General features: G+C 66.3%; 25 protein-coding genes and 1 pseudogene. 17 read left to right on the top strand and 9 right to left on the bottom strand.

Annotation, left to right across the window (positions count from 1 at the left end):
• Window positions 1–465: 465 nt before the first annotated feature.
• The 4 genes from HBB12_RS03705 to HBB12_RS03690 form a co-directional block, all read right to left on the bottom strand.
• Window positions 466–1620 (bottom strand): DNA polymerase III delta subunit-related protein, encoded by a 1155-nt coding sequence (locus HBB12_RS03705; RefSeq protein WP_236988118.1) that lies wholly within the window; start codon window positions 1618–1620, stop codon window positions 466–468.
• The gene (locus HBB12_RS03700; protein ID WP_236988117.1) at window positions 1598–2950 is read right to left on the bottom strand and encodes a hypothetical protein; all 1353 of its coding nucleotides are present in this window, start codon (window positions 2948–2950) and stop codon (window positions 1598–1600) included. Before HBB12_RS03700 ends, HBB12_RS03705 begins: the two co-directional genes overlap by 23 nt.
• A 3-nt stretch (window positions 2951–2953) precedes the next feature.
• Window positions 2954–5065 carry a DNA polymerase III delta subunit-related protein gene (locus tag HBB12_RS03695; protein ID WP_236988116.1) on the bottom strand — a complete coding sequence of 704 codons (2112 nt, stop codon included), beginning with the start codon at window positions 5063–5065 and terminating at the stop codon, window positions 2954–2956.
• Window positions 5066–5224: 159 nt separating this feature from the next.
• On the bottom strand, window positions 5225–6706 hold the full coding sequence (locus tag HBB12_RS03690) for a VapE domain-containing protein (protein WP_236988115.1): 1482 nt from the start codon (window positions 6704–6706) through the stop codon (window positions 5225–5227).
• A 308-nt stretch (window positions 6707–7014) separates the two neighbouring features.
• Between HBB12_RS03690 and HBB12_RS03685 the strand changes: the two genes are divergently transcribed.
• Both HBB12_RS03685 and HBB12_RS03680 read left to right on the top strand, forming a co-directional pair.
• Window positions 7015–7527 (top strand): hypothetical protein, encoded by a 513-nt coding sequence (locus HBB12_RS03685; protein WP_236988114.1) that lies wholly within the window; start codon window positions 7015–7017, stop codon window positions 7525–7527.
• Window positions 7528–7833: 306 nt separating this feature from the next.
• Window positions 7834–8109: a hypothetical protein gene (locus HBB12_RS03680; protein ID WP_236988113.1), complete on the top strand. Its 276-nt coding sequence runs from the start codon at window positions 7834–7836 to the stop codon at window positions 8107–8109.
• Between the two features lie 122 nt (window positions 8110–8231).
• On the opposite strand, the gene HBB12_RS03675 is transcribed toward HBB12_RS03680, so the two are convergent.
• A complete protein-coding gene (locus tag HBB12_RS03675) occupies window positions 8232–8492 on the bottom strand; it encodes a helix-turn-helix transcriptional regulator (protein WP_236992649.1) in 261 nt (86 codons plus the stop codon).
• Window positions 8493–8617: 125 nt separating this feature from the next.
• On the opposite strand from HBB12_RS03675, the gene HBB12_RS03670 reads away from it, so the two are divergent.
• The 7 genes and pseudogenes from HBB12_RS03670 (at window position 8618) to HBB12_RS03645 (ending at window position 15559) form a co-directional block, all read left to right on the top strand.
• Entirely contained in the window at window positions 8618–9169 is a 552-nt protein-coding gene (locus HBB12_RS03670; protein WP_236988112.1) for a hypothetical protein, read from the top strand.
• 1588 nt (window positions 9170–10757) lie between these two features.
• Window positions 10758–11726, top strand: a complete 969-nt coding sequence (locus tag HBB12_RS03665; protein ID WP_236988111.1) for an ADP-ribosylglycohydrolase family protein — start codon at window positions 10758–10760, stop codon at window positions 11724–11726.
• Window positions 11727–12036: 310 nt separating this feature from the next.
• Window positions 12037–12372: pseudogene (tnpA, locus tag HBB12_RS34440) on the top strand (IS66-like element accessory protein TnpA); the annotation flags it as partial.
• 34 nt (window positions 12373–12406) lie between these two features.
• The gene (gene tnpB, locus HBB12_RS03660) at window positions 12407–12526 is read left to right on the top strand and encodes an IS66 family insertion sequence element accessory protein TnpB (protein WP_093570998.1); all 120 of its coding nucleotides are present in this window, start codon (window positions 12407–12409) and stop codon (window positions 12524–12526) included.
• 110 nt (window positions 12527–12636) lie between these two features.
• The gene (locus HBB12_RS03655) at window positions 12637–13992 is read left to right on the top strand and encodes a cation:proton antiporter (RefSeq protein ID WP_236988110.1); all 1356 of its coding nucleotides are present in this window, start codon (window positions 12637–12639) and stop codon (window positions 13990–13992) included.
• 233 nt (window positions 13993–14225) lie between these two features.
• Window positions 14226–14825 (top strand): phasin family protein, encoded by a 600-nt coding sequence (locus tag HBB12_RS03650; protein WP_236988109.1) that lies wholly within the window; start codon window positions 14226–14228, stop codon window positions 14823–14825.
• A 467-nt stretch (window positions 14826–15292) separates the two neighbouring features.
• Window positions 15293–15559 carry a hypothetical protein gene (locus HBB12_RS03645; protein WP_093570996.1) on the top strand — a complete coding sequence of 89 codons (267 nt, stop codon included), beginning with the start codon at window positions 15293–15295 and terminating at the stop codon, window positions 15557–15559.
• 289 nt (window positions 15560–15848) lie between these two features.
• Here HBB12_RS03645 and HBB12_RS03640 read toward each other — a convergent pair whose 3' ends face one another.
• From HBB12_RS03640 to HBB12_RS03630, 3 genes are all read right to left on the bottom strand, one after another.
• Complete coding sequence (locus tag HBB12_RS03640) at window positions 15849–16232, bottom strand: DUF7831 domain-containing protein (protein WP_093570995.1); 384 nt, start codon at window positions 16230–16232, stop codon at window positions 15849–15851.
• A 201-nt stretch (window positions 16233–16433) separates the two neighbouring features.
• Entirely contained in the window at window positions 16434–16676 is a 243-nt protein-coding gene (locus tag HBB12_RS03635; RefSeq protein WP_093570994.1) for a hypothetical protein, read from the bottom strand.
• The gene (locus HBB12_RS03630; RefSeq protein ID WP_236988108.1) at window positions 16673–17506 is read right to left on the bottom strand and encodes a Crp/Fnr family transcriptional regulator; all 834 of its coding nucleotides are present in this window, start codon (window positions 17504–17506) and stop codon (window positions 16673–16675) included. Before HBB12_RS03630 ends, HBB12_RS03635 begins: the two co-directional genes overlap by 4 nt.
• Window positions 17507–17733: 227 nt before the next feature.
• On the opposite strand from HBB12_RS03630, the gene HBB12_RS03625 reads away from it, so the two are divergent.
• Complete coding sequence (locus HBB12_RS03625) at window positions 17734–18069, top strand: hypothetical protein (RefSeq protein WP_093570993.1); 336 nt, start codon at window positions 17734–17736, stop codon at window positions 18067–18069.
• Window positions 18070–18367: 298 nt separating this feature from the next.
• Here HBB12_RS03625 and HBB12_RS03620 read toward each other — a convergent pair whose 3' ends face one another.
• Window positions 18368–18652, bottom strand: a complete 285-nt coding sequence (locus tag HBB12_RS03620) for a hypothetical protein (protein ID WP_093570992.1) — start codon at window positions 18650–18652, stop codon at window positions 18368–18370.
• 1217 nt (window positions 18653–19869) lie between these two features.
• Here HBB12_RS03620 and HBB12_RS03615 point away from each other — a divergent pair.
• The 7 genes from HBB12_RS03615 to HBB12_RS03585 all read left to right on the top strand — a co-directional run bounded on the left by HBB12_RS03615 (window position 19870) and on the right by HBB12_RS03585 (window position 25675).
• Window positions 19870–20127, top strand: coding sequence for a GlsB/YeaQ/YmgE family stress response membrane protein (locus HBB12_RS03615; RefSeq protein ID WP_093570991.1), 258 nt, complete (start codon window positions 19870–19872; stop codon window positions 20125–20127).
• Between the two features lie 38 nt (window positions 20128–20165).
• A complete protein-coding gene (locus HBB12_RS03610; protein ID WP_093570990.1) occupies window positions 20166–21140 on the top strand; it encodes a PhnA-like protein in 975 nt (324 codons plus the stop codon).
• A gap of 157 nt (window positions 21141–21297) precedes the next feature.
• Window positions 21298–21456, top strand: a complete 159-nt coding sequence (locus tag HBB12_RS03605; RefSeq protein WP_236988107.1) for a hypothetical protein — start codon at window positions 21298–21300, stop codon at window positions 21454–21456.
• Window positions 21457–21546: 90 nt separating this feature from the next.
• Window positions 21547–21909, top strand: coding sequence for a CsbD family protein (locus HBB12_RS03600; protein WP_177303221.1), 363 nt, complete (start codon window positions 21547–21549; stop codon window positions 21907–21909).
• Window positions 21910–22445: 536 nt separating this feature from the next.
• Window positions 22446–23444, top strand: a complete 999-nt coding sequence (locus HBB12_RS03595; protein ID WP_236988106.1) for a patatin-like phospholipase family protein — start codon at window positions 22446–22448, stop codon at window positions 23442–23444.
• 75 nt (window positions 23445–23519) lie between these two features.
• A complete protein-coding gene (locus HBB12_RS03590; protein WP_177303217.1) occupies window positions 23520–23657 on the top strand; it encodes a hypothetical protein in 138 nt (45 codons plus the stop codon).
• Entirely contained in the window at window positions 23654–25675 is a 2022-nt protein-coding gene (locus tag HBB12_RS03585) for a transketolase (protein ID WP_236988105.1), read from the top strand. Before HBB12_RS03590 ends, HBB12_RS03585 begins: the two co-directional genes overlap by 4 nt.
• Window positions 25676–25682: the final 7 nt, after the last annotated feature.

The raw sequence follows: 25682 nt of genomic DNA, 5'->3' as shown, positions 1-25682 counted from the left end.
AAGGTTTCACTTCCGGCCCCGGCTCCGACGGCCTCCAATGTGGAGACTGAAGCGAGCGCCAGCTTCTGCCGGGTCACCGGCGAAGCTGTGCCCTGCGGGCCCAACAGCCCACTCGGGCCTCTCCCTCTACTGATTGTGGCACACCCAGTCACGCGGTGCACAGCCGCTACGATCGCCATCCTGCCAATCTGCTGAGCCTCGGTCACATCGTGACGCTGGGCCTATGCGGCAACGACAAGAGCATTGCGGCTGGCACGTGCCACACGGAGAAGGCGGCAACCGGGAAGATGGCGGAACAGGGTCCTGTCCTGATCTGCGGATCAGCACCGGCATCGACCAGGCGCTCGCCCTCAGCCTGCCGGATCCACCAAAATCGCTGATGAACCCCTCCAACGACTTATGACTTGTTCGTATGCTCAATTGAAATCGATCGATTGCTGGAACTTTTGCTCAACAGAGCCACCATCACACATATTCTGGAGCAAGGAGGCGGCACGTCGCGCGGACCCCTTCAGATAGCCCCTCGACATCGCTGTGATCGTCCGAGAGCCAGAGGCAGGCAAGCGCGGACCAGAGATCGGATGGCCGCCGACCGAGTGACGCTGCCCGGCTTTCCAGCGCCGCGGTCAGCCCACGGATCACCGGGGTGCGGTGCACGAGCGCGGCTTCGTGACTTGATGCCGTCGCCGGCACGCCATCGAGATCGGACGGTCGCAGCTGCAGCAGGACCGCCCGCAGGCGCCGCCCCGTCTCGCGGGCGTCATCCGCCAGAGGCGGCGTCAACGCCGCCGATGGTGATGTTTCCCCGGACAGTGCCGCTCGCCAGAAAGCTGTGACACCCTCGACCCAGTCGTGACCCAGGGTCGTCCGCACGCTGGCCAGCGTTATGGCGGGCAGCGTGCCGAGCCGCTGCAGGACGGCGTGCATCGCGCCAACCCGTCCGCCGGACTCGGCGACAACCACGTCTAGCACACGTTCCTCGACCCTCCTTCCAGTTACGGAGAGCAAATTGACCAAGTGTACCCGCGCGTCCTCCCGCATCAGGGGACGCAAGCGGTAGAGTTCGCATCGCGACTGCCCGGCCAACCGCACATCACTGAGCGCACGGGCCAGCAGAATGAACGTAGTTGGGCTCTTAGGCTCCTCCAGAGTCTTCAGGAGCCTATCGAACACCCTGTTCGCACACCGATCCGCGTTCGCGATGACGATGACCCGACGGGCCGCCAGCGATCCGGTAGCCAGTTCCGAAACGAGCTTGCGGGCCGTCTTCTCATCGCCGTGCTTCACCGCATCGAGCCACTTGTAGCCGAGCGGACGACTCGCAATGAACGACCTGCATTCGTTACAGCCTCCACAGGCCTCGCCCGCCTCGTCCGGTGTCTCGCACAGCACAGCCCGGGCGTAGAGCCGGGCGAGCGTCCGCTTGCCGACGCTCTTCGGCCCGTGGAGTATGATCCCGGTGTCGTGCCGGCGAGCGCGAACACGTTCGCGCAGTGCGTTCGCCGTCCTGGCGTGTCCGAGCACCGTTGCTTGGCTCAAACCAAGCCATCTCCGGTCCTCGATGTCGTCCGGCGTCGTTTCGTCAGGATCCCTCATCTCAGCGCCCTGTCTTCGGTTCATCGAGAGCTCGTGCGATCGCGGCTGCTCCGGCCTTCGCCCGGGCCGTCTCTACCGCGGCGTCCTGCACCGCGCGCTCCCTCCCGATCTCGTCGGCGCGACGCTCGGTCTCTGCTGCCTCTGCCTCGCCGATCGCCCGCCGGACGCGCCGACGCAGGCGTAGCATCCACGCGATATCTGTCGTCGCGCAGCACAGGCGCTGATGTAGCGCGTCGAGCGTCGCCATCCGGACTGACCCCAGCGCGTCGGTTGGACTCGTAGCGATGCGCATCAACGCGTCGTCCAGCCCAGCCCAGACGCCCGCCAACGGGTCGACGTCGACCGTGAGGTCTGCCCGCGCGAGGAAGTCCCGACCGAGTTCGTCGAGCGTGATGACGAGGCAGCTTGGCCGGCGCCGGTATCCGTCCGCGTCGGTGGCCGCGACCGCGCGAAACCGTCCATCCCAGGACAGAAGGAGGGCCGCCCACAGGACGAGATCGATGATCCCGACGCTCTTCATCACGCCGTGTTCCGCCGAGTAATTGGGCTGCTCGAGGATGGAAGCGGTGGCACGGTGAAGCTCAGCGATCACGGCGAGCGCCGTCCAGCCGTCCCGCGCAAGGCGATCGTCGAGTGTCCGAACAAGAGCGAAGCGGTCCCAACCACGATGACGCGCCAAAAGCCGGCGCAGGTCGCGCCGTGCCGAGGCCGTGTGCGAACGTTCCTCGTCTGGATGAAGATCGCGATAGACCTCCGGCCGGAACGCGTGGGTGACTGGATCCGTGCAGGCGGCAACGCGCTCGTCGAAGGCATGGCGCAGCTCGAGCAGCGTGCGTCTCCCGCGCGCCCTGAATCGATCGAAGCTCGCGACGAAGGCGGGGTCGGCGAGCCAATCGGCACCTGTCGCAAGGTCGCTCATCGCCTGAAACAGGCTCAGCGCCGGCAGCAGCGTATCGCTCGTGACATGGTCTTCGACGAGCACGAGACCCGCCGTCCGCTCGACCTCGTCCCAGAGCGGTCGCGCCGAAAGGGAGCTCTCAAACGGGATGAAGAGCGCGAAGCATTGGCCGGCCATTGCGACAATGCGCGTGAGGATCGCGTCGAGCTTGGATGCTAGCGCGCTCGATGGAGTGAGTGCCGTCCAGTCGCACAAATAGGCGTCGGAGACCAAGCTCACACCTACGGTGCCGAGCAGGTCATCTCGTTCGCAGCGGGAGAGGGCACGTCCCTCCCAGCCCGCGATCTCGGCCAACGCCGCGCGCACCTGCGGGCGCAGGATCCCGGAATGGTACCGGTAAATCAGCGTGCCGGCGAAAGCGGGCCGATCCGTGAGGAAGTCGATGTCGCGCATCATGGCTTAGACCTCCTCCGGAAGCCACCAGCCCCGCCATTCCCGCCGTAATCGCTTCTCCGGCAGCCCCTGCCAGCTCGCTTCGAGGTTCGCGCGGCGTGTTCGGGCTTCCGCCGTGTCGCCATATACCTCCGCCACATGCGCGAGCGCCGCGGCACGCTCTGTCTTCGTCCGCCGTCGGTCGGTGTGCTCCTGCAGTTCCCAGCCCGAGCGAATGTGGCCCCATTGCCCTGCCTCAAGAGCCGACAGGAGCAGCATGCCGTTAGCGCACGCCTCCTCGACTGCGCGCGGGCCGAGGAGGTCGGAACGACCGACGAGCGGCGCGGCGATCCGGCCGACGATCCGCCGACGCGACTGGGGGATCTCGAGCAAGTCCAACAGCGGGGCCGGCGTACCGCAGGCCGAATCCCATTCCATCGCGTCCTCGCCGATCCCGGCGCATAGGTTAAGGACTCCGTCCCAATGGAAGGTCACGGGCTTCGCCCTAGCCGTGGCCGGGGTCTCGACGGCCACCGCGTTGCAGCCCGGAAGCCACACCTCGCGCCGCCAGAGGCTCGCCCACGACACGATCCGAGCCATCGTCTCGACCGAGCGGCCGGCTTCGGTTGCCTCCGGCAGATGGACGAGGATGCACCCGGTAACATGGCCCCCGCGCCCGATGTCGCGCTCGATGAGACTGAGGCGTGCGAAGGGTGCCCGGCTCCAAAGGCGGACCTGCGCGTCCAGATCCCGGCAGAACTCCGCGATGAGAGCGACGGCCTCCGCCTCCTCTTCGATGCCGAGCAGCGCTGGCTCGATCCGCAAGCGCGCGTTGAATAACCGACCGTGTTCCTGCATCAGGTAGGAGGCGGATGCGATCATGCCACGCGCGTCGTCGACCGTCAGGGAGCGATCCGGCCCGCCGACTGGCAGGTGTGAGAGCTCGGGCTCGTCGGCTACGATGGGTTCGTTGGGCACGTCCGTGCGCGTCGTGGAGCGTCGGTGGGCCTTCGGCTGCGGTCCACGCTCGAGCGCTGGAAGTTCGTTGTTCACAAAGTAATGGAACAGCGCGACCCGTAGCTGCAGCGCCGTCTCGTCGCGCTCAAGCGACGCGACCGTCCAGTGCGACATCATCGCCCGCCAGTAAGGGGCGAGGCCTTCGGCCGACGCTACGCCGAGGCGTTCGCGGAAGGTGGTCAGGATCGGCGCGCGTTCCGCCGGCAGGATCGAGGCAATCAGCGCGTCGACGGTGATCGCCTGACCCAGCACGTCGTTGTAGTATAGGCCAGTGAGCAGTGCCTGCAGCCATCCGAGCTTCGTTGCGGCAACCTCCTGCCAGGACAACCACGCCGCGTTCTGTGCCGCCGGATCGCCCTCGGCGAGCGCGTGCACGTAGGTGAGAAGGCGCTCGGTGTGGTCGATGTCGAAGACCTCGCGCACCCGAGCGATCGTGACCGGGCGGCCGTTGGGGTCGCGCACCTGCTCGAGCCCGGTGAGCAGGTCGCGGGCGTAGCCCTGGCGCAGGCCGGCGAGGAGCTCGAGCGCGCCGGGCTCGTAGTTAATGCCTTCATGTTGAGCGCACTTTTTTATGAGCGCGATCGCATCAATTGCCGACAACGGCTTGATCTCGAAGCTGATCAGGCGCGAGCGCAGCGCCGGTCTGATTTTGGCGAACTCCGTCGTGGCGAAGCAGAAGGCTACCCGCGGCTCCGGCTCCTCGACCATCTTCAAGAGGGCGTCGGCGGCCCTGGCCTCGAGCGCCTGTGCCTCGTCGAGGAACAGCACCGTCCAGCGGTGCTCGGTTGGAGTCCGGTAGAGTGGGGCGACCCATTCGAGGACGGCGTCGCGCTCACCGCCGCGGCCGCTCGTGTCGTACTCGTGGAAGCCGGCTCCCTCGCGGCAGAACCTGCAGGTCCGACAAGGAGAGCCCTCCGCAGTCGGGGTCTCGCAGTTAAGCGCCTGCGCGTAGATCCGCACGAGCGAGGTCTTGCCCGACCCGATCGCCCCGTGCAGCAGCAGCGACCGGGCGGCTTGGCCATGCTGGATCAAGCCCGAGAGGAACCGGACAGGGTGGGATTGGCCCAGCACAGCCTCGAAAGTGGCGGGGCGATACTTCTGGGCGAGGTTCATGGGCGTCATGAGTCTGATCCCGGGTGCGGGGACTGTGATGTGAGCGGATGTCATCACGCGACCTGGTCGAGATCGGGGCTTGACGGCGCACCGGCGTCCGCAAACACTGCCGGGTCTGCCGGGTCTGCCGGGTCTGCCGGGTCTGCCGGGTCTGCCGGGTCTGCCGGGTCAAGGCGCGACATCCTTGATCGGGTAATACCAGCCCGACACCTTCTTGATCCGCGGGCCGTAGGGCACTTTAGGGTTGCGGACGTGTCGCGTCATGCCGATCCCGAACCGCGTGCCCGTCATCACGCTGTTCATCTGCTCGCAAAACAGATCGTGCAGGTCGGAGGCGCGCGGCCCATAGGTACTGTTGACGCGCTTGACCCGCTCTGTGGAGAAGTCGAGCGCGAGCAGCCACGCCAGTATGGGATCCGGCTGGCAGTGCATCTTCTGCAGCTCGACGAGGGCGGGCAGATGCGCGGCGATCGGCGCCGCCCCATAGACGTCCACAGAGCGCCAGAGCAGGGCGTAATCGGCAGCCTTGACCGCGTCCCAGACGCTCTCGTCACCGCCCGTCTCCTTCTTGCCATTCCGGAAGGCAAGGCTGGCGAAGCGTCGGTTTCCGGTGGCATCGGCCACGAGCGCGTCGATGGGGTGGTTGGCCGTGCCGATCAGCGTAGTGCGCTGCTCATAGCCGTCGCTTGACGAGGTGCCAAGCTTGCGCCGCCGGATGCGATCGCCCGACACCAGGCCTTTGAGCGGTTGGACCAGACGCGGCTCGATCTGCTCGAGGTCGTCGGCGAACAGGACGGGGAAGTGGTAAATGTCGCCCGAGCGTTTATCGGCGAAATCCGAAAGCAGAACCGGGCCGGAGAGTTCGCGCACCGGTTCAAGGAAGGCGCGCACGAACGTGGTCTTGCCGCCGCCCTGCACCGGACTCCAGATGACGGGCATCAGGTGGTGCTCGACGCTCAAGTTTAGGAGCTTGCGCTTCACCTGCCAGATAAAGTGCTGCAGGCAGGCAGCGGCGAGCACCGGATCGGTCTCGAAGACGGCCTCGGTCAGTTGCGACCACGCCTGGGGGGCGATCACCCGCTCCGCATCAGTGGGCGGCATCAGCAAGGGTAAGACGACCGCGTTGCGGCGCATCCTCTGCGCCACGCGCATCACGACGCGCACCGCGCGCGTAAGGTCGCTCTTCTTGAAGGCGATGCCACGGCTCTGGGCCAGACTGACGAGTTCATCGATGAGCCACTCCCTGTTGACCTCTTCCTGATTGAGGAAGGCGACGATCGCGTCCAAGCTCTCAGCCTTGAGCATGGCGCCGGATTTGGTGAGAGAGCCGTCGAACAGGATTTCGATGCCGCGCTCAGCGAGGAAGGCCTGAACGAAATCAACGGCGGCATCGGTGGGCGGCTGTCTGTGTTTCTGACCACGATCGTCGTCCGCGTCATCGGCCGCGTCAGCCTCTTCGAGGCCGCCGTCTACGCGGCTCTTGGCGAGGACATCGTAGGCCTCCTGAACGCGGTGAAACTTCGTGTCGCTGCCACCGCTGTTAAGGTCGGAGAGATTGGTCTTGGCGCCCGCCCGAAAGGCAGCCTTGATCGCCTCAATGGTGGCGCTCGGCTCGAGCCCGAGCACGTGGTAGGCTTCATTGGGAGTCATGGTACCCTCAGTCCTAGAGAACCTGCTGGGAGGAACGGGATGTTCGCTCCGGCCTGCGAGGCGATGGACCAGGAGTAGCCGGGTAGGGCCGGTGGCTGCGGAAACGGCCGAATTGTCCGGGATCGTCGCAACGCAGCGGGCGTCGTAGGCACGGCAGCGGAGGGAGTATTGTGGGGCAAGAGTTCGTCGGGTTCTACTGGACGCTCCCGGTACCGCGTCGGCCTGTGCGGTCGTGGCCTCGCGACGTCGAGGCGGTCGCCCGGCTCAGTCGTACAATCCGTTATCAACTCACGCTGGTGCGACGCTACGTGACCGAGCAGAGGGGCCATCTTCTCGACGAGGCGGCCTTCCTCGAGTTGGCGGTCGATCGCGGGACGGACGCCGTGGCTGAGGCGCTGGCTCGCCCCCTTGCGCTGTGCGCGGCCAATGCTGCGACGCTCGTGTACGTCGACTTCTCCCTCGTCCATCACTGGCGCCCCCATGGCGTCATGCGAACCATTCTCGAAGACGCGAGTGAGAACCGCGGCATCCAAGTGCAGGACCTGCGCCCCGATCCGGCGCCGATCGAGGGGGGCGTCTTCGATCCGGTGAAACACTTCCGGCGCTGGCAGCGCCGGCAATCGTCGGAGGCACAGGCGACGCGATCGCAGGCCAAGCAGGAGGTTGCTGCAGTTCTGTCGCAGTTGCCCGAAGGATCTGGACGCTGGAAGGCTGCGGCAGACGAGCTGAACGCGCGCGGGGTCACGACGGCCACGGGACGCCACTGGACGGCGGATGGCGTGCGCAAAACCTATGTGCGCTTGGACGCGGGAGGAGGCTGAGCAGCGGGGCCTCGTTGCTGTGTTGTATTGTTGCTGCGCCGGCGCATCGACTGCGAGCCGGTCGGTACCTCGCTACAACGAGCGCTGAGATAGGACGGCAGGCCAGCAGGTCATGTGCCGGACCAGCCACGGCATCAGCAGCGACGGGAAACCCTCGGAGTGGAAGGCGACGTGCGGATAATTTTGGCTAATCATACGCTGCCATATGCCTGCGCCATCCAGACAGGCAGGTTGCAAAACTAACGGCTACGGTCGATCCATGCGCAACACAAGCACGAGCCCCTTCGCCTCGACGACGTCTCCAGCATGACCAAAGCGCTGCGCTATCTCGTGCGCAACAGCCCGACCTACTTTCACCGCCCTGGGGCTGTCCACATCAAGGTCGGGCTCTACAACTTCTATCCGACGACGGGGCGCATCCATCGCGACAATGATCCAGTGTGTCTACCCGAGCGGGGCTTGGCCGCCTTCACGAACGCTCTCGGCCTGCCCGCGCCCGGCTCACCCAGGGACGGCGAGCGCGATCGGCAGCTTAGGGCGGCTCGGGTCGCTCAGAGCAAAACCCAACCAGTCGACCGGTAGCGCCCCCGTCTGCTGGCTGCGTATAGATGCCTTATACAAGGTGGTAGCGCAGTCCGCGCCGCCGCAATTGCGGCCTTGCGATTCAAGCACGCCGAAGCGCAGATTTCGCTGAGGCGTTAACCTCAGCCCTTCTTCCGTCCGCCTCGCAGCGGCCGTGGTGGTTCTGCCCCTTCTTGCGGCAGCACAAATAGTTCGCACAGGGGCACACTCAACGCGGCTGCCACCCGATCCAGAAGGTCGACGCTAGGGTTCTCGGTCTCTCGTTCCAAGCCGCCGAGGTAGGCTCGATCCACACCGGCGTCGGCCGCCAGGCGCTCCTGGCTTATGCCAGCCGCCACGCGCACTCGCCGCAGATTCCATGCCACCAGGGCTCGCCCGTTCATCATCACGAACAGGCACCACTGTGAGGGCTATCAAACCACTGGCTATAGCCACACCTTAGGGCTACGCTTCAGCAACTGCGGGCTGGTTCGCGTGAATCTCAAGCCAGCACGTTGAGGGAAAAGCCATGCCCGAGAACCGTCCCGAGAACATCATCACCCGACTCAAGGCTCGGTACGCCAACAATGCTGCCAGCCCTGACGGTGCCCGTACCCGGCGAGCTGCCGCCGTGGGCACCATCATCGGCGTCGTCCTTCTGGGCGGCTATCGTCTCGTTCACAGGGCCAGCGGCACCGAAGCCGGACCCGCGGCCACTGCCGCTGAAGCAAGCTTCGTCCAAGGCCAGCTTCCCGCCTGCGATGCTCCGATCGCCCGGGATTTGCTCAAGCAAGCCGTAGAGACCAACCCTTCGCCGCTCCTTGGTCCGGTGAAGGTTCATAAAGTCGGTGCTGTCACCGATTACCTGGCTATGGTTCTGAATTTAGCCAGCGCATCTGGAGCAAAATTGGATCCAAACCCTGATGCCAACATGCTCGCAGTTCGGGCTAACCTGAACAAAAGGCGCAGCTGTGCCGCGCAGCTATTCACATCAAAGGGCCTACATACCTACAATTACAGTATCGTCTGGACATCTGATGCCAATGATGAGATATTTCTGCAAGCCGAATTGGGCGAATGATATCAGCATTCATTGGCGATATGATTCTGGCCCGACTTTTCATTTTGTCAGATTTGTGTCGTTCGACCAGAAAGAAATCCAGACCCTCTGTGAAGCTTCGTCCAACAAGGATGAGGCAATATCGTGGACAGCTGTGACGATCGCAATGCCTGTAGCCGTGCGTTGCAGGCCACTCGCTCGCCAACACGGCGACGCCTTCTAACTCTCATGCCAGGGTTGCTGATTGCCACATCCCGAGGCTCTGCAAGTAGGACGACTTTCGCTACGGACATCAATCAGCCCTCGGCATCTGATCTCATCCCAAGCCTTTTTGCCGAATTTGAAGGGCTGCTTGCGCAGCATGAGGCGGCTTTGACGCGGTGCGATCGGCGGGAAGCTTGGCTGCTCGCCGAACTCGACTATCCCCGAGTCAAGCTGCCGCTCCGCCCCGACGGGCCTGTACAGTACGCGGCAGACCTGGAAACCATTGCTTTGCATGTCCCACCTGGGCGGCAGCGGTACCGCTTGCAGCAGGTCCTGATTCGGCGACAAGATGCTTGGAACCGGGGCGTCCAAGCCTCCGGTCTCGCTCGTGCACGTGAACGTGAGGCCGCGTTTGATGCAGCGGTTCGTGCTACAGCTGCTAGACTGATTGCCACGCCAGCCCGAACGTTATCAGACCTGCGCCTCAAACTCCTAACGCTGCTGGCAACTCAGGAGCCGGGCGACGCATTCTGTGACAGCTCGCCGTGGCGCGAACTCCATCTCCTCCTCTCCGATCTAGACCAACTTCGTCTGGAGCGCTGATCCCCGGGCTGGTGCGGAAGCAAGGGGCCCGCGTACGAAAAAAATCAAAGTCGGCGGCAGGCTCGGAAACGCTGTAGTGTCAGCGCGCATTTGCCATTTCTAGGAATTCACAGCCGACACTATATCAAATACCCCAGCTTCACAGATCCGTCCCACAGCTCCAGTAGTCTGCAGCTCTCTGCTGTCCCTCTCTCCATCATCCCCGAGCAGTCCGGATGCGGATGGGTGGGGAGAGTGACCTGAACTGATGATCCTGATCCCGTAGCTACCTCTCGCTCCAGCCGAGGGATAGGCCAGGGACGACAACACGCCGGCGGATGCGCCTGCACCTCTGATCAGCCCCGACAGTCCGTCAGCAACTCCCTATGGTACGCTGCCGGCATCAATATCTGCCCCCTGGATGGTTGCCGCTGCCACCCCCGGCCTCACGGCCCAGTCGCCACGAAACAGCACCCTTCGTTCGTCTATCCCGAAAGCTGCATGCCGCAGGACAGCTGCACACACCTTCCCACCCGATCCCGCATCATGTCTGCCATAGCGATCTGCTTCGGCGCTGAATGGCTCATGCGCCCCGCACCCGAACTTCATCCACTCAGGCGCCTTTTGGCTCCCCCGCAACCTCCCCCGCGGAGGCCAACCGATCGCATCTGGTCAGCCGCTCACCCACCTTGGAAAGCGCAGTCCGCGCCCTTGTTCGGTCCTTTCATAAAATCAGCAGCTTAGAGGCACCAGTTTCCGCTTCTCCCTTTCTCGGTTCCGTTTCTGCCCCGGTCTCACGCCTAGGATTACTGCCGACGGCGAGATGGGCACCTTCATTCCATCGAGTACCCGCAGGAGATCCCCTCTGATCATTGCTCAGTCCCCCTCCCCCGCCATCCTCGACCACGCCCGCGGTGCCCTCCTCGGTCTTGCCGTCGGCGACGCCCTCGGCACCACCCTGGAGTTCACTGAACGAGACAGCCAGCCTCTTCATACCGAGATGACCGGGGGTGGCCCCTTCGATCTCAAAGCCGGGCACTGGACCGATGACACCGCGATGACTCTGGCGCTCGCCGACAGTCTCGTCACCTGCAATGGGTTCGATCCGCACGATCTCGCCACCCGCTTCGTCTCTTGGTGGCAACAAGGTGTCTACAGCTGCACCGGCACCTGCTTCGACATCGGCATCACCACTCGTGAAGCGCTCGCCAGCTTTATCCAGACCCAGAAGCCCTATGCCGGCTCCACGGATCCACGCAGCGCCGGCAACGGCTCCCTCATGCGCCTGGCCCCCGTTGCCCTCTTCGCCGTTCATGACGCCGCCCGCGCCGACCAACTTGCCCGCGACCAGAGCCGGGTGACCCACGCCGCCCCGCAGGCGATCGAAGCCTGCGCCTTCTTCGTCCAGCTCCTACGCGAAGCCGTGCTGGGTCAGCCCGACGTTCTCCATACCCGCACGTGGTCCGGCGACCCCGTTATCGCTGCGATCGGTGGGGGTTCCTGGCGGCAGAAGTCGCGCGACGAAATTCGTTCGTCTGGCTACGTCATCGACACGCTGGAAGCCGCTCTCTGGGCAGTCGGCACCACCTCCAGCTTCGAGGACGCACTCGTCCTTACGGTGAACCTCGGGGAGGATGCTGACACGGTCGGCGCCGTCACCGGCCAGCTCGCCGGCGCTCTCTACGGTGCCGCTGCCATCCCGGAGCGCTGGCTTCGTCCTCTGGCTTGGCGCGCCCAGGTCGAAGAGTCAGCCATGACGCTCTTGTCGGCCAGAGTGACACCTCCGACCTGATGTGAAGGACCGAAATGCGCCGCATGCCGACATCAATCTCGCGCACTTCGAAGGTCGGATGCAATTTCGAGAACGGACATAGGCGCGGTGACTGCGGACTAGTGCGTTTTCATTGAGCGATGTTTGCTTGACCCCATTTACGTCTCTCATGCGGCAACTTGGCAGTCGCGATTGAAGGCACCGCATATCCAGAAGCTGACGATATCCTTCAAGGTAAGATCTCGGTGGCAGCCGCCTTGTGCTTGTAGTAATTTGTTTTGGATAAGTGTCTGACGTCAGATGGCGTTGTATCGGCCTTGCGTCTGGACCTATGACTAACTCTCCTCGTGTCGTTGTTGCGGGCACGCGCCAAGTCGGGTCGCCCGAGCAGAAGCGCGCCATCCTGGCTGAGGCGGACGATCCGGGCACGACAGCCTCGGAGGTAGCCCGCCGGCACGGTCTGCACTCCAGCTTGCTGTTCCGATGGCGGCGCGTCGCGCTGGCCGAGCACCGGACCTCGGCTGCGGCTGCCCCATCGAACTACATCCCGCTCGCCCTGCCACCTCCAGCTACGGCGACAGCCGACGTGCCGGCCGGGTCGGGTCTGGTCGAGATCGAGCTGGCCGGCGGGCATCGGGTGCGGGCCGCAACCGGGGCGGACCTGACGCTCCTCAGGGCGCGATCGCCGCGCTGCTCGGTCGATGATCCCCGTTCCGTCCGGCTCGGGCGTCTGGCTGGCCACCGGGCACACCGACATGCGCAAGGGCTTCGACGGGCTGGCCGCCCTCGTTCAGGACCATCTGGCGCGCGATCCCTTCTAGGGCCAGGCCTTGTTCCGCGGCCGGCAGGGCCACCTGATCACCGATGCTCTCAAAGTCGCAGAGACGACGCGACCAGGAACGAGGCGACAGAGGACGTCGTTCGGCTACCAATGGACATATACATCGTCGTCGTCGCCGGGTTCGGCGTCATGGTGCTGCTGACGGCGTGGCTGCCGATGGTGTTGCGCCGGTTGCCTCTCTCGCTCCCCATCTGCTGTGTCGGCATCGGTGCCGCCCTGTCGGCCGTTCCGACGCTCTACGACCTGATGCCCCATCCGAGCCTGCACCTCAAGCTCATTGAGCACGCCACCGAGGCCGTGGTGGTCATCTCGCTGATGGGCGCCGGCCTGAAGATCGACCGCATGATCGGCTGGAAGCGCTGGGCCGTGACATGGCGCCTGCTCGCGGTCGGCATGCCTCTCACCATCCTGGCGCTCGCTCTCCTGGGATCGGCCCTGCTCGGGCTCGGAGGCGCCGCGGCCCTGCTCCTCGCCTCGTCGCTGGCCCCGACCGATCCGGTGCTCGCCTCGGACGTTCAGGTGGGTCACCCGGCCGAAGAGCACGAGGACGAGCCGCGCTTCGCACTGACCTCCGAGGCGGGCCTCAACGACGGGCTTGCCTTTCCGTTCGTGAACCTCGCCATCGCCATGGCGGGAACCGGAGGCCTCGCCGGCCTGTCCTGGTCGCATTGGCTGGCGGTCGACGTGGTGTGGAAGATCGTCGTCGGCTTCGTGCTCGGCGCGGTCATCGGCCGGGGGCTCGGCTGGCTGACCTTCCATCTTCCGAACGTCTCGAAGCTGTCCCGCACCGGCGACGGCTTCGTGGCGCTCGGCGTCACCTGCATCGCCTATGGCGGCGTCCAGGCAGTCGACGGCTACGGCTTCATCGGCGTGTTCGCCGCCGCCCTCGCCCTGCGTGCCTCGAACCGGGGGCACGACTACCACCGCACGATGCACGACTATGCCGAGGAACTTGAGCGCATCCTGATGATGGTGCTGCTGGTCGGGTTCGGCGCCGTCCTCGTCGGCGGGGGGCTCCTGCACGCCCTGACCTGGCCGGCCGTCGCGTTCGCCCTGCTGGCGCTCCTGGTCGTCCGTCCGCTGAGCGGCTGGATCAGCCTGCTGGGCAGCGCCCGACGCAGCGAGGAGCGGGCGGTCGTCAGCTTCTTCGGAATCCGCGGGCTGGGCACGGTCTACTACCTGTGCTTCGCCATCGGCCATGCCCCGTTCGAGCAAACGGACCTGCTCTGGGCGACGGCCGGCCTGACCGTGCTGATCTCCATCCTGATGCACGGCATCATGGTCACCCCGGTCCTGCTCGCCCTCGACCGGAAGATGGGACGCCCGGCCGGGCTCCCCTCCCAGGCCGATCCCGCCGCTTCCAGGCCGGCGCAGGCCGATCGATCGAAGGTATTCGTGACGAATGAGACGGACCAGGACCATCAGCTCCGGGATCGTCGCGGCTGATACGAGATTGTGCAACGCAACCATGCACTTACACCTAAACTATGGATCTTGATGCTTTTTACGGACGAAAACGGCAGTTTAATTATGATGCGCCGCACTTGAAGCTGGCCAATTCGCACCGATATGGATGCGGTGCAGCAAAAAACCATCGAAGTTCGCAGCCCCCGGCCGATGCGCCGGGCGGGTGCGGTGGTTCTTCCGGTGCACCTCCACGAAACAACGAGGAAATTCCCATGGGCATCAATCAGAGCGCCACGTCGAACAAGCACGCCGAGCAGACCGACAAGCTGACCGACGCCGTCAAGGCAAGCATGAGCAAGACCAGCGAGCAGGGCACTCAATTCACCGAGGCGGCTCGGGACGGCATGAGCAAGATGGCCGATCTCGGCGCAAAAGCGTCCAACGATGCCAAGCAGATCGTGCAGAAGAACGTCGACACCGCATCCCAGCAGGCCCGGGAGGCTGCCGATCGGTTCACGCGCGTCCTCGGCTTCACCGGGCAGGACAGCGAGCGCCTTGCCCGTCAGTCCCAGCAGAACATCGAGGCGGTCACGCGGTGCGGCACGGTCCTGGCGCAAGCGGTGCAGGACGCGTCCCGCAACTGGTTCGAGCTGGGCCAGAAGCAGTGGCAGCGCAATATCGACGGCCTGACCCGTCTGACGCGCGCGTCGTCGGTGCAGGATTTCACGGCGATCCAGAGCGAGCTGGTCCGCGAGGGGTTGCAGCATATGGTCCAGGACAGCCGGGTCATCGCCGAGGGCTCGGTCCGGGCGATCGAGGAGGCCGGTAAGGCGTTCTCCGGCGTGGACCAGACCCCTCCGGTCGTCCGCTGAGGGGTGCCGGAGCCCGGGCGAGACACCCCGGGATCCTGCCGATCCAGCGAAGGGCCGCCGGACAGCGGCCCTTCTTTTGATACAGCAGCCCATGCCGGGCGGTGCGGAGTTCGCCCTGGGAGAACGCCAACTCCTTCGCTCTTCGGCGTCGTGATGCGCGCTGTCGCCGGCCAGGCCGTCAATCAAGGTTCGGCTCACCGGGGTCGAGACGATTCAGCACGTCGGCATCTTGGGCAGTCGCCATGAGGATATTTTTGATTTGATCTCGCATAATTTTGCCAAATTCGCGATTTCAGCAAAAATTTCTCATCATTTCAGTTCGATTTCCGCCCAATCTGGCTTTATTCCGATATCGTGAGTGCGCATAGACACATCGCATCATAGACATTTTCTGTAAGTTAATCTTATCGACGTGGACGACAATTTACTGGATCGTCCGCGCTTTGGACCAAGGAACATCACAAGACATGAAAATCACTATCGCTTCATTCGCCGTGGCGCTCGTCCTCGGCATTGCCTCGCTCTCATCCGCCATGGCGTTCGAGTCGAGCTCCCCCTCGGACCCATTCTGGAGCGACGACGTCGAGACGACGGGTTCGATCGGCGGCCGTGCCAATACCAGCGTGCCCTTCTACGGCGCCTGCCCGATGAGCTCGGCTTCGGAGGGCAACGCCAACCAGCAGAACTTCCCGGTCAAGCAGTATGGTCAGACCTCTGGCGGGTATCGCTGTTGATCGGGTCGGATGGAATCCAGGCCATGCTCTTGCGGGCCGTCTCCTACGCGATGATCGGGGTACTGGTCGGAGGACTCGCCATGACGGTCGCCGGTACCACCGGTGCCCTGTTGGGCCTGTAACGACGGCAGGGAGGGGCCGCCCGATGGGGCGGCCTTCTCATGATCCGGCGGAGGAGAGCCGATCCGGCAAAGTTCGGCTGGCGATCGACGTCGAGGAGATGGACCCCTCCACCGAAACGGCCGTGCCGCTGGGAGCGCTGCTCCCTCTCCGTAGGCAAACGGGCAGTTCACAGCCTCTCAAGGGTCTCACGAGTCCGCTCCAGGCTCGCCCAGATCCGCGGCGAGCGTCGCTCCAGATCTGCAAGACCCGTCCCGATTCCTGCTGCCGGCCAGACGACGATGCCGCCGGACCGGAGGTGATCGGCGAGTCGGCGACACGGGGTTTCAGCAGCCCTGCGGAACGTCTCAATATCAGCGTCCGTGAAGTAGGCGGCCGGGTCCATGGCCGGCAACGGCTTGGTCGCGATGCCGACGGCGTTCGGTTCGCCACGCATCTCTGCCGCCTGGCCGCCCAGGCTCTTGCCGATCAGCGTGTCGCCGAACACCCAGAGCGTGTCGGGCTCATCTCGGAGCATCTGGCGGGTGATCTGGTGCTCCCGGCGGATCGGCATGCGCTACTTCCCGTGTTTCCGTTCTGCCATGCCTCGGGGCCGAGGCTCGCGCGACATCGGGCCGAGACGGCCGAGTGTCCGGCGCGAGGCAGAGCCATGTCGCTCGAGGACAGCGAAACCCGTGCGCGGCCTGGCATTTCTCACGGATAGCGCACGCCTTTTTCCGTCGTGTCGCCCGAAGCGCGAGGGCCGGCGACCGGCTCATTGCCCGTCGAGGCGATGCTGGATCCACGCCTGCGCTTCATCAAGATCGGCGAAGGTGGGCTGGCCCTGGTCATCCACCCGGCCGAAGCCCGCCTCGAGAAACCACCTTCCCTCATCCACCCCGTGATCCTCGGAGAGGCGGACCAGCACAGCGACCAGGAAGCCGTCGCCGAAGACGAGCCGGCTCTCTGCGTCGCGGCTGCCCGTTGCGATCGGGACAGGCTGAAAGAGGAGGCTCATGCTGCCAGTCGGTCTACATGGAGGTACAAGGGGTCAAACTCGCCGATCTTGGCGAGTTCCGGCCAGTTTGAAATATTGAGCCAGCCATTCCTAAGCGCGAGCAAATTTTCCTCGCGCAACTGGCGTAAAACACGATTGACGTGCACGTTCGACAGACCGAGCGCGTCGGCGATGTCGACTTGCATGACGGGCAGCCTGTAGCGATGATTCTCGGCCAGCCCGACGGCCTCGAGTTTGACATACATCTCGCAAAACAGGTGCGCGACCGCCTGGTATGCCGACCGACGGCCCATCCCGACCATCCACTCTCGGAAGATGGCACCGTCGACCAAGGTATCACGCCAGAGCGTCGCCGCGATGCCGGGATACCCGGTCGTCAGGTCGCGAATCGCCTCGTGGGGGACGAACGCCAGCGTGACGGGCGTCAAGGCGCACAGGCTGTGGTCCATGACACGCAGGTGCAAGCTCTGCAGGTCGGGAATGTCGCCCGGAACATGGAACGAGAAGATCTGGCGCCTGCCCTCGGCTAACAACTGGTAGCGGCTCGCCCAGCCATCCAGAATCAGGCAGCACTGCATGGGACGGTCGTGCTCGCATACGATATCATGCCCGCCAGGCAACGGCCTGATCGTCATGGGCAGGCGCATGACGGCGCGGCGCTCCTCGTCGGAGAGGCGCGCAATGCTGCCCAGCTTGCGAACGAGCATGTCTGCCGGGTGGCTCGATGTGGGGACCAAGGCGGCCCTCCCTTCACTTTGCAGGTGGAAGCGCACACCTCTCCCAGCCATCAGCACCTGTAAGAAACAACCGATGACGAGCTTGGAATACAACACAAATTTATCACCAAATATAACATACCACCGTTTTCTTCGATTTTTCCGGATAATATCTGGTCAGGGTTGCAGCGTAAGGCCGCCTCTCCGAGCGCGAAAGACGATCCCTGCGTGAGATCGTTCAAGCGAGGTCTGTTGCACAGACCGGACGTCACCTGCACCCGCCCCCCTCGGTCTCGCGCGCGCAAGGAGTGCATCCGTTGGCATCGAAGGAGAAGCACCGAATGTCGGATGAGCCGAGACGCGTCTGGGTGATCGAAGGCCGGAGCGGCGTCGAGATCTTTTTCAGGAGCACGATCGGCTTCGAGCTCGCGACGGAGGTCGACATCATTGCGATGCTTCAGCGCCTGGCTTGCCGGCACCTGGCGCCCCACGAGGTCCTGAACGCGTCCCTGCGGGACAACGATCGGTCCTACAACTCCCTGCTCGCCATCAGCAAGGACACCGGCGAGGGCCGCGATCTGCTCACGACTCAGCTCGATCCGCACTACACGGCGCGGTCGGAAACCGATCGGGACCTGCCGGACCTCGACGAGGCTCGCCCCCTTCCGCGCGGATGAGGCCGAGGACCGAGGCACGGTCGGCGGCGCCCCTCGCGGGTGGGTTCGACCGCCGCCGGATTCATCGGTGGTGCCGGTCCCCGGACTGGAGCGAGGATACGGCCGGCGGACAGCCAGCGCCTGTGCGGCGAGCCCCGCCGCGCGAGCGCCGATCAACCCGTGGGGACGCCCCCCGCCCGCGGCCCCGGACACGATCCTTGCGAATGCCGCCGCCGTCGCCGCTATCGGCCGACAGTGACATGCCGGCCACCGGTCGATGTCGCGGAATAGCCGCCCCACCCCTCGGTCGAGACGGGTGTCACGGATTGCCGCTGCGCGACGCGGGTTGCGGGTAGGCCGGGTTGCCGGCGGGCACGCCAGTGGAAGTCGCCGACGTCGCTGCGTTCGACGGCCCGCTCGCCGAACCCGTGCCCTGCTGTCGCGATGCGGTCTGGCTCACGTCTGTCGGCGCATTCGCGCCTTGCCAGGTCAGCAGGGCGACGAACGAGACCAAGGCCAAGCCGAAGCTGGCGATCAAGACATAGAGCACGGGCTTGCCAGGCTTGCCTTGGCGGCTGTCCTGGCCCGATGTGTTTTCCGTCATGTGCATGCTCCGCTAGCGATTTTGCGAGTCGTATGAACGACAACTTGCCGAATATCAGGATGGTTCAGCCACGTGACATTGAAATAATTCGCACCTATAAGGGGATTGTGCGAAAATATCATTTGAATGTCATAGAATTTATTATCGCGAGGCCTGCGCGGAGCCGCTGCCCGGAGAATCGCCCGATCATGGTGCGATCGGACGTAGCTCTGGAATCCTTTGATCCGGCCCCCCTTCCGCTGCGGCCCCGGCGGGGATAGGGCTTGATCGTGACGCTCGGCCATGCCGGATCTCCGTTGAAGGTTGATCGATTCCTGGATGCGCTAGGGGCGGCGGACGGGCACCACACACCGGGTCGAATCGCCGACGAGCCTGCGGGCTTCGGTGTCGGCGCTCCCGGATATCGGCCGTTCCGCCGGCGCCAACACCCCGCGAGACGGCATGCGCCCATGCCCGGCAACGCTCGGATACTTATGTCGCTCCCTTAATCGCAGGAGGGGGTATTATCGAAAATCCGACCTGGACACCATTGAATAGCGCCAATTTATATTATTTCATCATATGATCGGGTGCGTCTTTCTCGGGTATGCCAATATCGAGGCGTCGGACATGTGAAGAAACATGGTCGGTGCGACTGCTCCGCCGAGGGGTCGACGGGGCCGCCCGACGCGGCCCGGTACGAGGAGTGGGGATCGTCACGCCGTACGGATGCGTGCCTTGCGGGATCCCGTCCCTGGTTTCGACGGCCGGCGGCCCGTGACGGACCGGTCGGTGTTTCCATCCGCGTGGCGACGTGTTTTTCGGTCCTGGCGACGATCTCTTCCGTGCCGATCATCATCCAACGATGATTGTCTCGAATAAGACATACATATGTTATTTGTATATTTCGGCCCGTCCGCCGACTTATCTTCAATAAATCGCTAAAATATTTGGAACTTATGCCACGAACAGATATTTAATAATCGTACCCTCTGCGAAGGTATGAATGGCCATGGCGGCGGGGCCGATCCATCCGATGCCGTAGGCATCCGCCGCCCGATCATGCGGTGCCCTGCAAGCAGGCCATCGGCCTGACGGTCGGCAAGGCCGAAGCCACGGCCGCATTCGACACCCGTCATGTCCACGCGCCCGATGCGGACCTCGCCATCGGATGCGTTCCATCGCCCGTCGCGCGTTCGCGCCGGGACCCGCCGCCTGCCGCAAGCTGGAGCCAACCCATGTCTTTCCTCGCCTGGATCATCCTCGGCCTGATCGCCGGATTCATCGGCAGCAGGATCGTCAACAGCACCGGCCAGGGGCTGATCGTCGACATCGCACTCGGAATCGTGGGCGCCGTCGTCGGCGGCTTCCTGTTCCATCAGTTCGGCGAGCCCGGCGTCTCGGGACTCAACCTCTACAGCCTGCTCGTCGCCACCGTTGGAGCGGTGGTCGTGCTGTGGCTCTACCACGCCCTCGTGGGCCGCCGGGTCGTCTGATCCGCCGCCCGTCCCATCCCGACATCCAGGAATCCCCAATGCCCACCATCAGCGAAGCCACGCCCGTCGCCCCGGGCCGCCAGCCCGGCCTCGATCCGGCCCCATCCCAGACGAATGCCGTCGCGCCGGCCGAGGAGGTGCGCACGATGATGCTGAACTCGGTCTCGTGGAGCGCAGTCTTCGCGGGCGCCACGGTCGGGCTCATCGCCCAGGTTATCCTGAACATGCTCGGCCTCGGCATCGGCCTCTCGACGGTCGATCCCCTGGGCGACGGCACCCCGGCGGCGAGTTCGCTCGGCATCGGCGCCGGCCTCTGGTTCGTCCTCTCCGGGATCCTCGCCGCGGGGGCTGGCGGATACTTCGCCGGCCGGCTCTCGGGCAAGCCGTCGCCCGCCATGGCAGGTCATCACGGCCTGCTCGCCTGGGCAGTCTCGACCCTCGTCGTCCTGTACATGCTGTCGTCGGCAGCCAGCGGCATCGTCAGTGGCGCCCTCGGCACGGCCACCTCGGCCATCGGCGGGGTCGGCAACGCGATGAGCGGATCGGTCTCGACCCTGGCGCAGGCGGCGGCGCCGTCCCTGAGCAAGGTCACGGACCCGTTCTCAGGGATCGAGGCCGGAATCCGGGGCGGATCCGGGTCCGATCCGGCCGCGCTGAAGGACACCGCGGTGACCGCCATGCGCGCCGCCGTCTCGGGCGACGGAGCCCAGCAGGCCGCCGCGCAGGACAAGGCCGCCCAGGCCCTGGCGAAGGCCCAGAACATCCCCGTCGAGCAGGCCCGGAGCCAGGTCGCCCAATACGTGCAGCAGTTCAAGGAGACCCTCGCCTCGGCCAAGGAGCAGTCGAAGGAGGTTGCCGACGCCGCTGCCCGTCGGGTGTCCCAGGGAGCCCTCTCCGGGGCGCTGGCCCTGATCTTCGGTGCGCTCGCCGCCTTCTTCGCCGGTCGCAGCGCGGCCGTCGCGCCGGTCGTCACCCGCATCTCCTCCCACGCACCGGCGCCGCGCCGCGTGTGACGTCCTTGCGGGCCGCGCCTGCGAGCCCCGCATCACTCCGGGCCTCCTCGGCTCTCCTCCCGTGAAAGGCCGGTGCCGTGATCCAGCTTCTCGTCCTGTTCGCGATCGCAGCATCGGCCATGCCCTCCCGCCACGCGGGCGGCGGAAGATCGGTCCCGTGAGGCGCTGCGGCCGTTCCGGCAACGGCCGCAGCGAAGCCCGCGACGCGCCGCCGGGCATGACGGAGCGGGCCGAGGCGTCGGACGACCGTCCGGAAACCCGGCGGTTGGGGCCGACCGACGACGACCCCACCAACCCGACGACCGGCCGACCCTGACGGGCCTTCATGCGGGTGGCACGGCGGACGGGCGGACCAGCCGGTTCCGCCCGGCGGCGGCCCCCGACCCGACGACGACAGGAGAACGAGATGGACGAGAACCGCATCGCCGGCGCCGCCAGGGAGTTCGGCGGCAAGGTCCAGGGCGCGGCCGGCACCGTAGCCGGGAACGACGAGACCAGGGCGGAGGGCAAGCGGGACGAGGTCGGAGGCGCCACCGAGACCCGCGTCGGGCAGGCAAGCGACACCGTGCGCGACGTGGCGGGCGAGGCCGGCGACCTCGCCGACCGGGCGATCGACACGGGTCGCGACGTCCTTCCGGAGGCCGGAGCCGCCCCCCGACGGGGCGGCGACACGCTCACCCAGTATGCGAAGGAATTCCCGCTCGCGTTCGCCGCGATGGCCGGTGCCCTCGGCTACCTCCTCGCCGTGGCGATCCGCAGACGCCGCTGATGGGAACGCCACGGACGAACTCCGATCGGGCTTTTTCGCCCCTGCATCGCCCACCGCCGGACCCACGACGGCGTCGGAGGATGGCGCGAAGCGGCGGCGCTCCTGCCCGGTCCCAAGCCGCTTCCGGGCAAGGATCGCCCCGGGATCCGACCCGTTTCCTCCACGCTCACGAGACCACCATGGCCATCGATCCCCGTTCGGAACGCCGCGGGCCGCTTCCGTTCCGCCTCGCGATGGCGGACGCTTTCCTGGACCGGCCCGTCGTCTGCACCCAAGTGAGAACCGGCGCCACGGGACCCAGCGTCGAGGGATCCGCCGCCGCGCCGAGGTCCGGGCCGGTGACGCAGGCTCCTCTCCGCCGCCTCGGACCGTCGCTGCTCGCCGTCGTCGGGATCCTGTGCCTCGGCGCGGTCGCGCTGTCGTGGCGCAGGCGACGGGACGCGGTCCCCGCACAGAGGCGATCATTCGGAGCGGCCGCTCCCGCCGACCGACCCGGGACCGGCCTGCGTCCTCGCCCCGACACCGGACCCGATCCGATGACCGCACCGACCGACCTCGCACCGCACCGCGCGCCTCGCACCCTCTCGCTGGCACTCCAGGGCGGCGGCTCGTTCGGCGCCTTCACCTGGGGCGTCCTCGACCGGCTGCTGGAGGAGGACGATCTCGTCATCGACGCCGTCAGCAGCACGAATGCCGGGTCGGTCAACGCCGTCGTGATGGCGGCCGGCCTGATCGCCGGTGGCCGGCCGGAGGCGCGGCGCCACCTCGACCGCTTCTGGAAGCGCATCAGCGAGACCGCGCCGCCTCAGCTCGGGCCCGCCGTGACCGTCTTCACCGACATCACGTCCCGCTGGCTCTCGCCCTACCAGTCGAATCCCTTCAACCACGATGCCCTCGACCGGCTGCTCGCCGACGCGGTCGATTTCGACGCCCTTCGCGCCGCGCCTCCGTTCAAGCTCCTGGTCGCCGCGACCGCGGTCTCGGATGGCGCGACCCGGATCTTTCGCGAGACCGAACTCGTGCGCAAGATGGTCCTCGCCTCGGGCTGCATCCCCCTGAAGTCCCAGGCGGTCGAGATCGAGGGCCGGCGCTACTGGGACGGGGGCTACTCGGCCAACCCGCCGTTGATCCGCCTCATCGAGGCGTCCGACGCCCCGGCGATCCTGCTGGTTCAGATCGTGCCAAGTCTCGGCCAGGGGGCGCCCTGCAGCGCGCCCGACATCGTCCGGCGACTGGAGCAGATCACCTTCGATGGCGTGCTCCAGCGCGAGCTGTCCGCGTTGCGCACGATGGTGGACCTGTCGTGGTCCGGCGGGGGCCGCAGCGCCCTGGTGGCGAAGCTCCGCGCCCTGGCGCTGCACCGCGTCTCGGCAGAGGACCACCACCCGGCGCTCCGGGACGAGAGCAGCACCGATCTCGGCTGGCGTTTCCTGCTGCGGCTGCGCGCGGCCGGGCGCAGCGCGGCGGAGGCCTGGCTCGCCGAAGGCACCCGCCTCCCAGCCGGGCGCGCCCCGCCCCTGCGGTCAATCGGATGACCGCGCGCCCCGGACGTGGCCGGCGCGACGGATCGGCCCGGCCGGCGGGTGCTCCGACGAACCAAGGATGACCGCATGACCAACCCACTGCACGACCTCGCGGCGAACGGGGTCGCCGTCTGGCTCGACGACCTGAGCCGCCCCTGCATCGAATCCGGCAACGCGCCGGCGGCGGCGGCCCCCGACACGTCCCGCACAGGAGCCGCCGCATGAGCATGCCCGCGCCAGTCCCGCCCATCGATCCGGCCGACGACATCCGGTCGAAGGCCGTCCACGCCAAGGCGATCGCGCTCGGCAAGCTCGCGATTCGGGCCACCACCTCGGCCGGGAGCGGGCACCCCACCACCGCGCTGTCGCTCGCCCACCTCGTCACGGTGCTGATGTACGGGGTGATGCGCTGGGACCCGGCCCGACCCGACGCCCCCGGTTCCGACCGCCTCGTCCTCTCCGAGGGCCATGCGGTGCCCATCGTCTACGCGGCCTGCACCGATCTCGGCGTGACGGTCCGCCCCGGCGGCGCGGCGCGGCCGATGACGCTGGACGATCTCCTCGCCCTGCGCAGCATCGACAGCTTCGTCGACGGCCACCCCAACCCGATGCTCGGGTTTCCGTTCTTCGACGCGGCGACCGGGTCGCTCGGACAGGGGCTCTCCGTCGCAGCGGGGCTTGCCGCGGCCGCCCGGATCGATGGCAGCGCGAAGGCGATCTACTGCATCATCGGCGACGGCGAGGCGCGAGAGGGCCAGATCTGGGAGGCGATGGACTTCATCGCCGATCACGGGCTCTCGTCCGTCGTCGCCCTCTTCAACTGCAACGCCCTCGGGCAGAGCGACCGGGTCTCCCCGGCCCAGGACTGGCAGTCCCTGGCACGCAAGGCGGAGGCGTTCGGCTGGGAGGCGGTCGTGGTCGACGGCCACGATCCCGTCGCGATCGAGCAGGTCCTGCGGGCGCGGCCGACCTCGCGGGAGGCGAGGCCCCTCTGCGTCATCGCCCGCACCGTCAAGGGCTGGGGAGTGCCCGACCTCGGCGGCATGGGTCATCACGGCACCCCCGTCACGGCAGGCGGGCTCGACGCCGCCCTCGCCGCCCTCGATGCGCGCGCCCGGGCGCTAGGCGTCGCCGGCATCGACCCCGGCGCGAGCGCGGCGGTCCTCACGATCGCGCCGCCTCCCGCGCCGCCGGCCTCGACGCCTGCGACCGAGCCGGTCGGGTTCATGGCGGCGGTCGGCCGCAACCCGACGGTCGCCGCAGCTGTGAAGGAGAAGCGCGCCCTCTCGCCGCGCCGGGCCTACGGGCTCGCCTTGGAGGCTCTCGGCGCCGCGAATCCCGCCGTCGTGGCGCTCGATGCCGACGTGAAGAACTCGACCTACGCCGACGGCTTCGCGAAGGCCTTTCCCGAGCGCTACTTCGAGGCGCGCATCGCCGAGCAGAACATGGTCTCGGCGGCCGCGGGCCTCGCGAGCGGCGGCAAGATCCCGTTCGCCAGCACCTTCGGGCGCTTCCTGGAGCGCGCCTTCGACCAGATCGAGATGGCGGTCATCGGCGGCGCCGGACTCAAGCTCGTCGGCACCCATGCCGGCGCGACCCTGGCCTCGGACGGGCCGAGCCAGATGGCGCTCGCCGACGTCGCCTTTATGCGCGCCTTCTCGCATGTCGAGGACAAGGCCGGCCGCCCGGCGGTCACGGTGCTGACCCCGAGCGACGCCGTGGGCGCCTACGCGATGGTGCTCGCCATGGCGTGCTCCCCGGGCGCCTTCTACCTGCGGGCGGTGCGGGCGGACCTGCCGATCTTCTACGCGGACGACGAGCGCTTCCCGTTCGGCGGCCATAAGGTCCTGCGCTGCTCGCCGAACGACGGGCCGCGGATGGTCCTGGTCGCCTCCGGCTACATGGTCCATGGCTGCCTGGAGGCGGTGGAGGTTCTGGCCAGCGCCGGGCACTCGGTGGCGGTGGTCGACGCCTATTCCCTGCCGATGGACACCGCGCCGGTCCTGGCACTCGCCGGCCGCGGCGGCGTGGTCATGACGGTCGAGGACAACTACGTCGGCGGGATCGGCAGCGAACTGGCGGAGGCCGCGGCGGAGGCCGTCGACGCGCCGAGGGTGCACGCCCTCGCGGTCCGGACCATGCCGAAGAGCGGCCGTACGCCTAACGACGTGCTCGCCTATGTCCGTCTCGGGGTGGCCGACATCGTCTCCGCCGTCGAGGCGGCGGCCCGGAATGTCGCCTGAGGCCCGT

It is taken from the genome of Methylobacterium sp. SyP6R, from assembly GCF_019216885.1.
Lineage (GTDB): Bacteria > Pseudomonadota > Alphaproteobacteria > Rhizobiales > Beijerinckiaceae > Methylobacterium.
This window is presented reverse-complemented; position numbering and strand designations above follow the sequence as displayed.

What these genes read in the sequence shown, in the direction of transcription:
- HBB12_RS03705 (WP_236988118.1), bottom strand. Translation starts at nt 1,620, where the DNA reads ATGAACCGAAGACAGGGCGCTGAGATGAGGGATCCTGACGAAACGACG.
- HBB12_RS03700 (WP_236988117.1), bottom strand. Translation starts at nt 2,950, where the DNA reads ATGATGCGCGACATCGACTTCCTCACGGATCGGCCCGCTTTCGCCGGC.
- HBB12_RS03695 (WP_236988116.1), bottom strand. Translation starts at nt 5,065, where the DNA reads ATGACGCCCATGAACCTCGCCCAGAAGTATCGCCCCGCCACTTTCGAG.
- HBB12_RS03690 (WP_236988115.1), bottom strand. Translation starts at nt 6,706, where the DNA reads ATGACTCCCAATGAAGCCTACCACGTGCTCGGGCTCGAGCCGAGCGCC.
- HBB12_RS03680 (WP_236988113.1), top strand. Translation starts at nt 7,834, where the DNA reads ATGACCAAAGCGCTGCGCTATCTCGTGCGCAACAGCCCGACCTACTTT.
- HBB12_RS03675 (WP_236992649.1), bottom strand. Translation starts at nt 8,492, where the DNA reads ATGAACGGGCGAGCCCTGGTGGCATGGAATCTGCGGCGAGTGCGCGTG.
- HBB12_RS03670 (WP_236988112.1), top strand. Translation starts at nt 8,618, where the DNA reads ATGCCCGAGAACCGTCCCGAGAACATCATCACCCGACTCAAGGCTCGG.
- HBB12_RS03665 (WP_236988111.1), top strand. Translation starts at nt 10,758, where the DNA reads ATGGGCACCTTCATTCCATCGAGTACCCGCAGGAGATCCCCTCTGATC.
- tnpB (WP_093570998.1), top strand. Translation starts at nt 12,407, where the DNA reads ATGATCCCCGTTCCGTCCGGCTCGGGCGTCTGGCTGGCCACCGGGCAC.
- HBB12_RS03655 (WP_236988110.1), top strand. Translation starts at nt 12,637, where the DNA reads ATGGACATATACATCGTCGTCGTCGCCGGGTTCGGCGTCATGGTGCTG.
- HBB12_RS03650 (WP_236988109.1), top strand. Translation starts at nt 14,226, where the DNA reads ATGGGCATCAATCAGAGCGCCACGTCGAACAAGCACGCCGAGCAGACC.
- HBB12_RS03645 (WP_093570996.1), top strand. Translation starts at nt 15,293, where the DNA reads ATGAAAATCACTATCGCTTCATTCGCCGTGGCGCTCGTCCTCGGCATT.
- HBB12_RS03640 (WP_093570995.1), bottom strand. Translation starts at nt 16,232, where the DNA reads ATGCCGATCCGCCGGGAGCACCAGATCACCCGCCAGATGCTCCGAGAT.
- HBB12_RS03635 (WP_093570994.1), bottom strand. Translation starts at nt 16,676, where the DNA reads ATGAGCCTCCTCTTTCAGCCTGTCCCGATCGCAACGGGCAGCCGCGAC.
- HBB12_RS03625 (WP_093570993.1), top strand. Translation starts at nt 17,734, where the DNA reads ATGTCGGATGAGCCGAGACGCGTCTGGGTGATCGAAGGCCGGAGCGGC.
- HBB12_RS03620 (WP_093570992.1), bottom strand. Translation starts at nt 18,652, where the DNA reads ATGACGGAAAACACATCGGGCCAGGACAGCCGCCAAGGCAAGCCTGGC.
- HBB12_RS03615 (WP_093570991.1), top strand. Translation starts at nt 19,870, where the DNA reads ATGTCTTTCCTCGCCTGGATCATCCTCGGCCTGATCGCCGGATTCATC.
- HBB12_RS03610 (WP_093570990.1), top strand. Translation starts at nt 20,166, where the DNA reads ATGCCCACCATCAGCGAAGCCACGCCCGTCGCCCCGGGCCGCCAGCCC.
- HBB12_RS03600 (WP_177303221.1), top strand. Translation starts at nt 21,547, where the DNA reads ATGGACGAGAACCGCATCGCCGGCGCCGCCAGGGAGTTCGGCGGCAAG.
- HBB12_RS03595 (WP_236988106.1), top strand. Translation starts at nt 22,446, where the DNA reads ATGACCGCACCGACCGACCTCGCACCGCACCGCGCGCCTCGCACCCTC.
- HBB12_RS03590 (WP_177303217.1), top strand. Translation starts at nt 23,520, where the DNA reads ATGACCAACCCACTGCACGACCTCGCGGCGAACGGGGTCGCCGTCTGG.
- HBB12_RS03585 (WP_236988105.1), top strand. Translation starts at nt 23,654, where the DNA reads ATGAGCATGCCCGCGCCAGTCCCGCCCATCGATCCGGCCGACGACATC.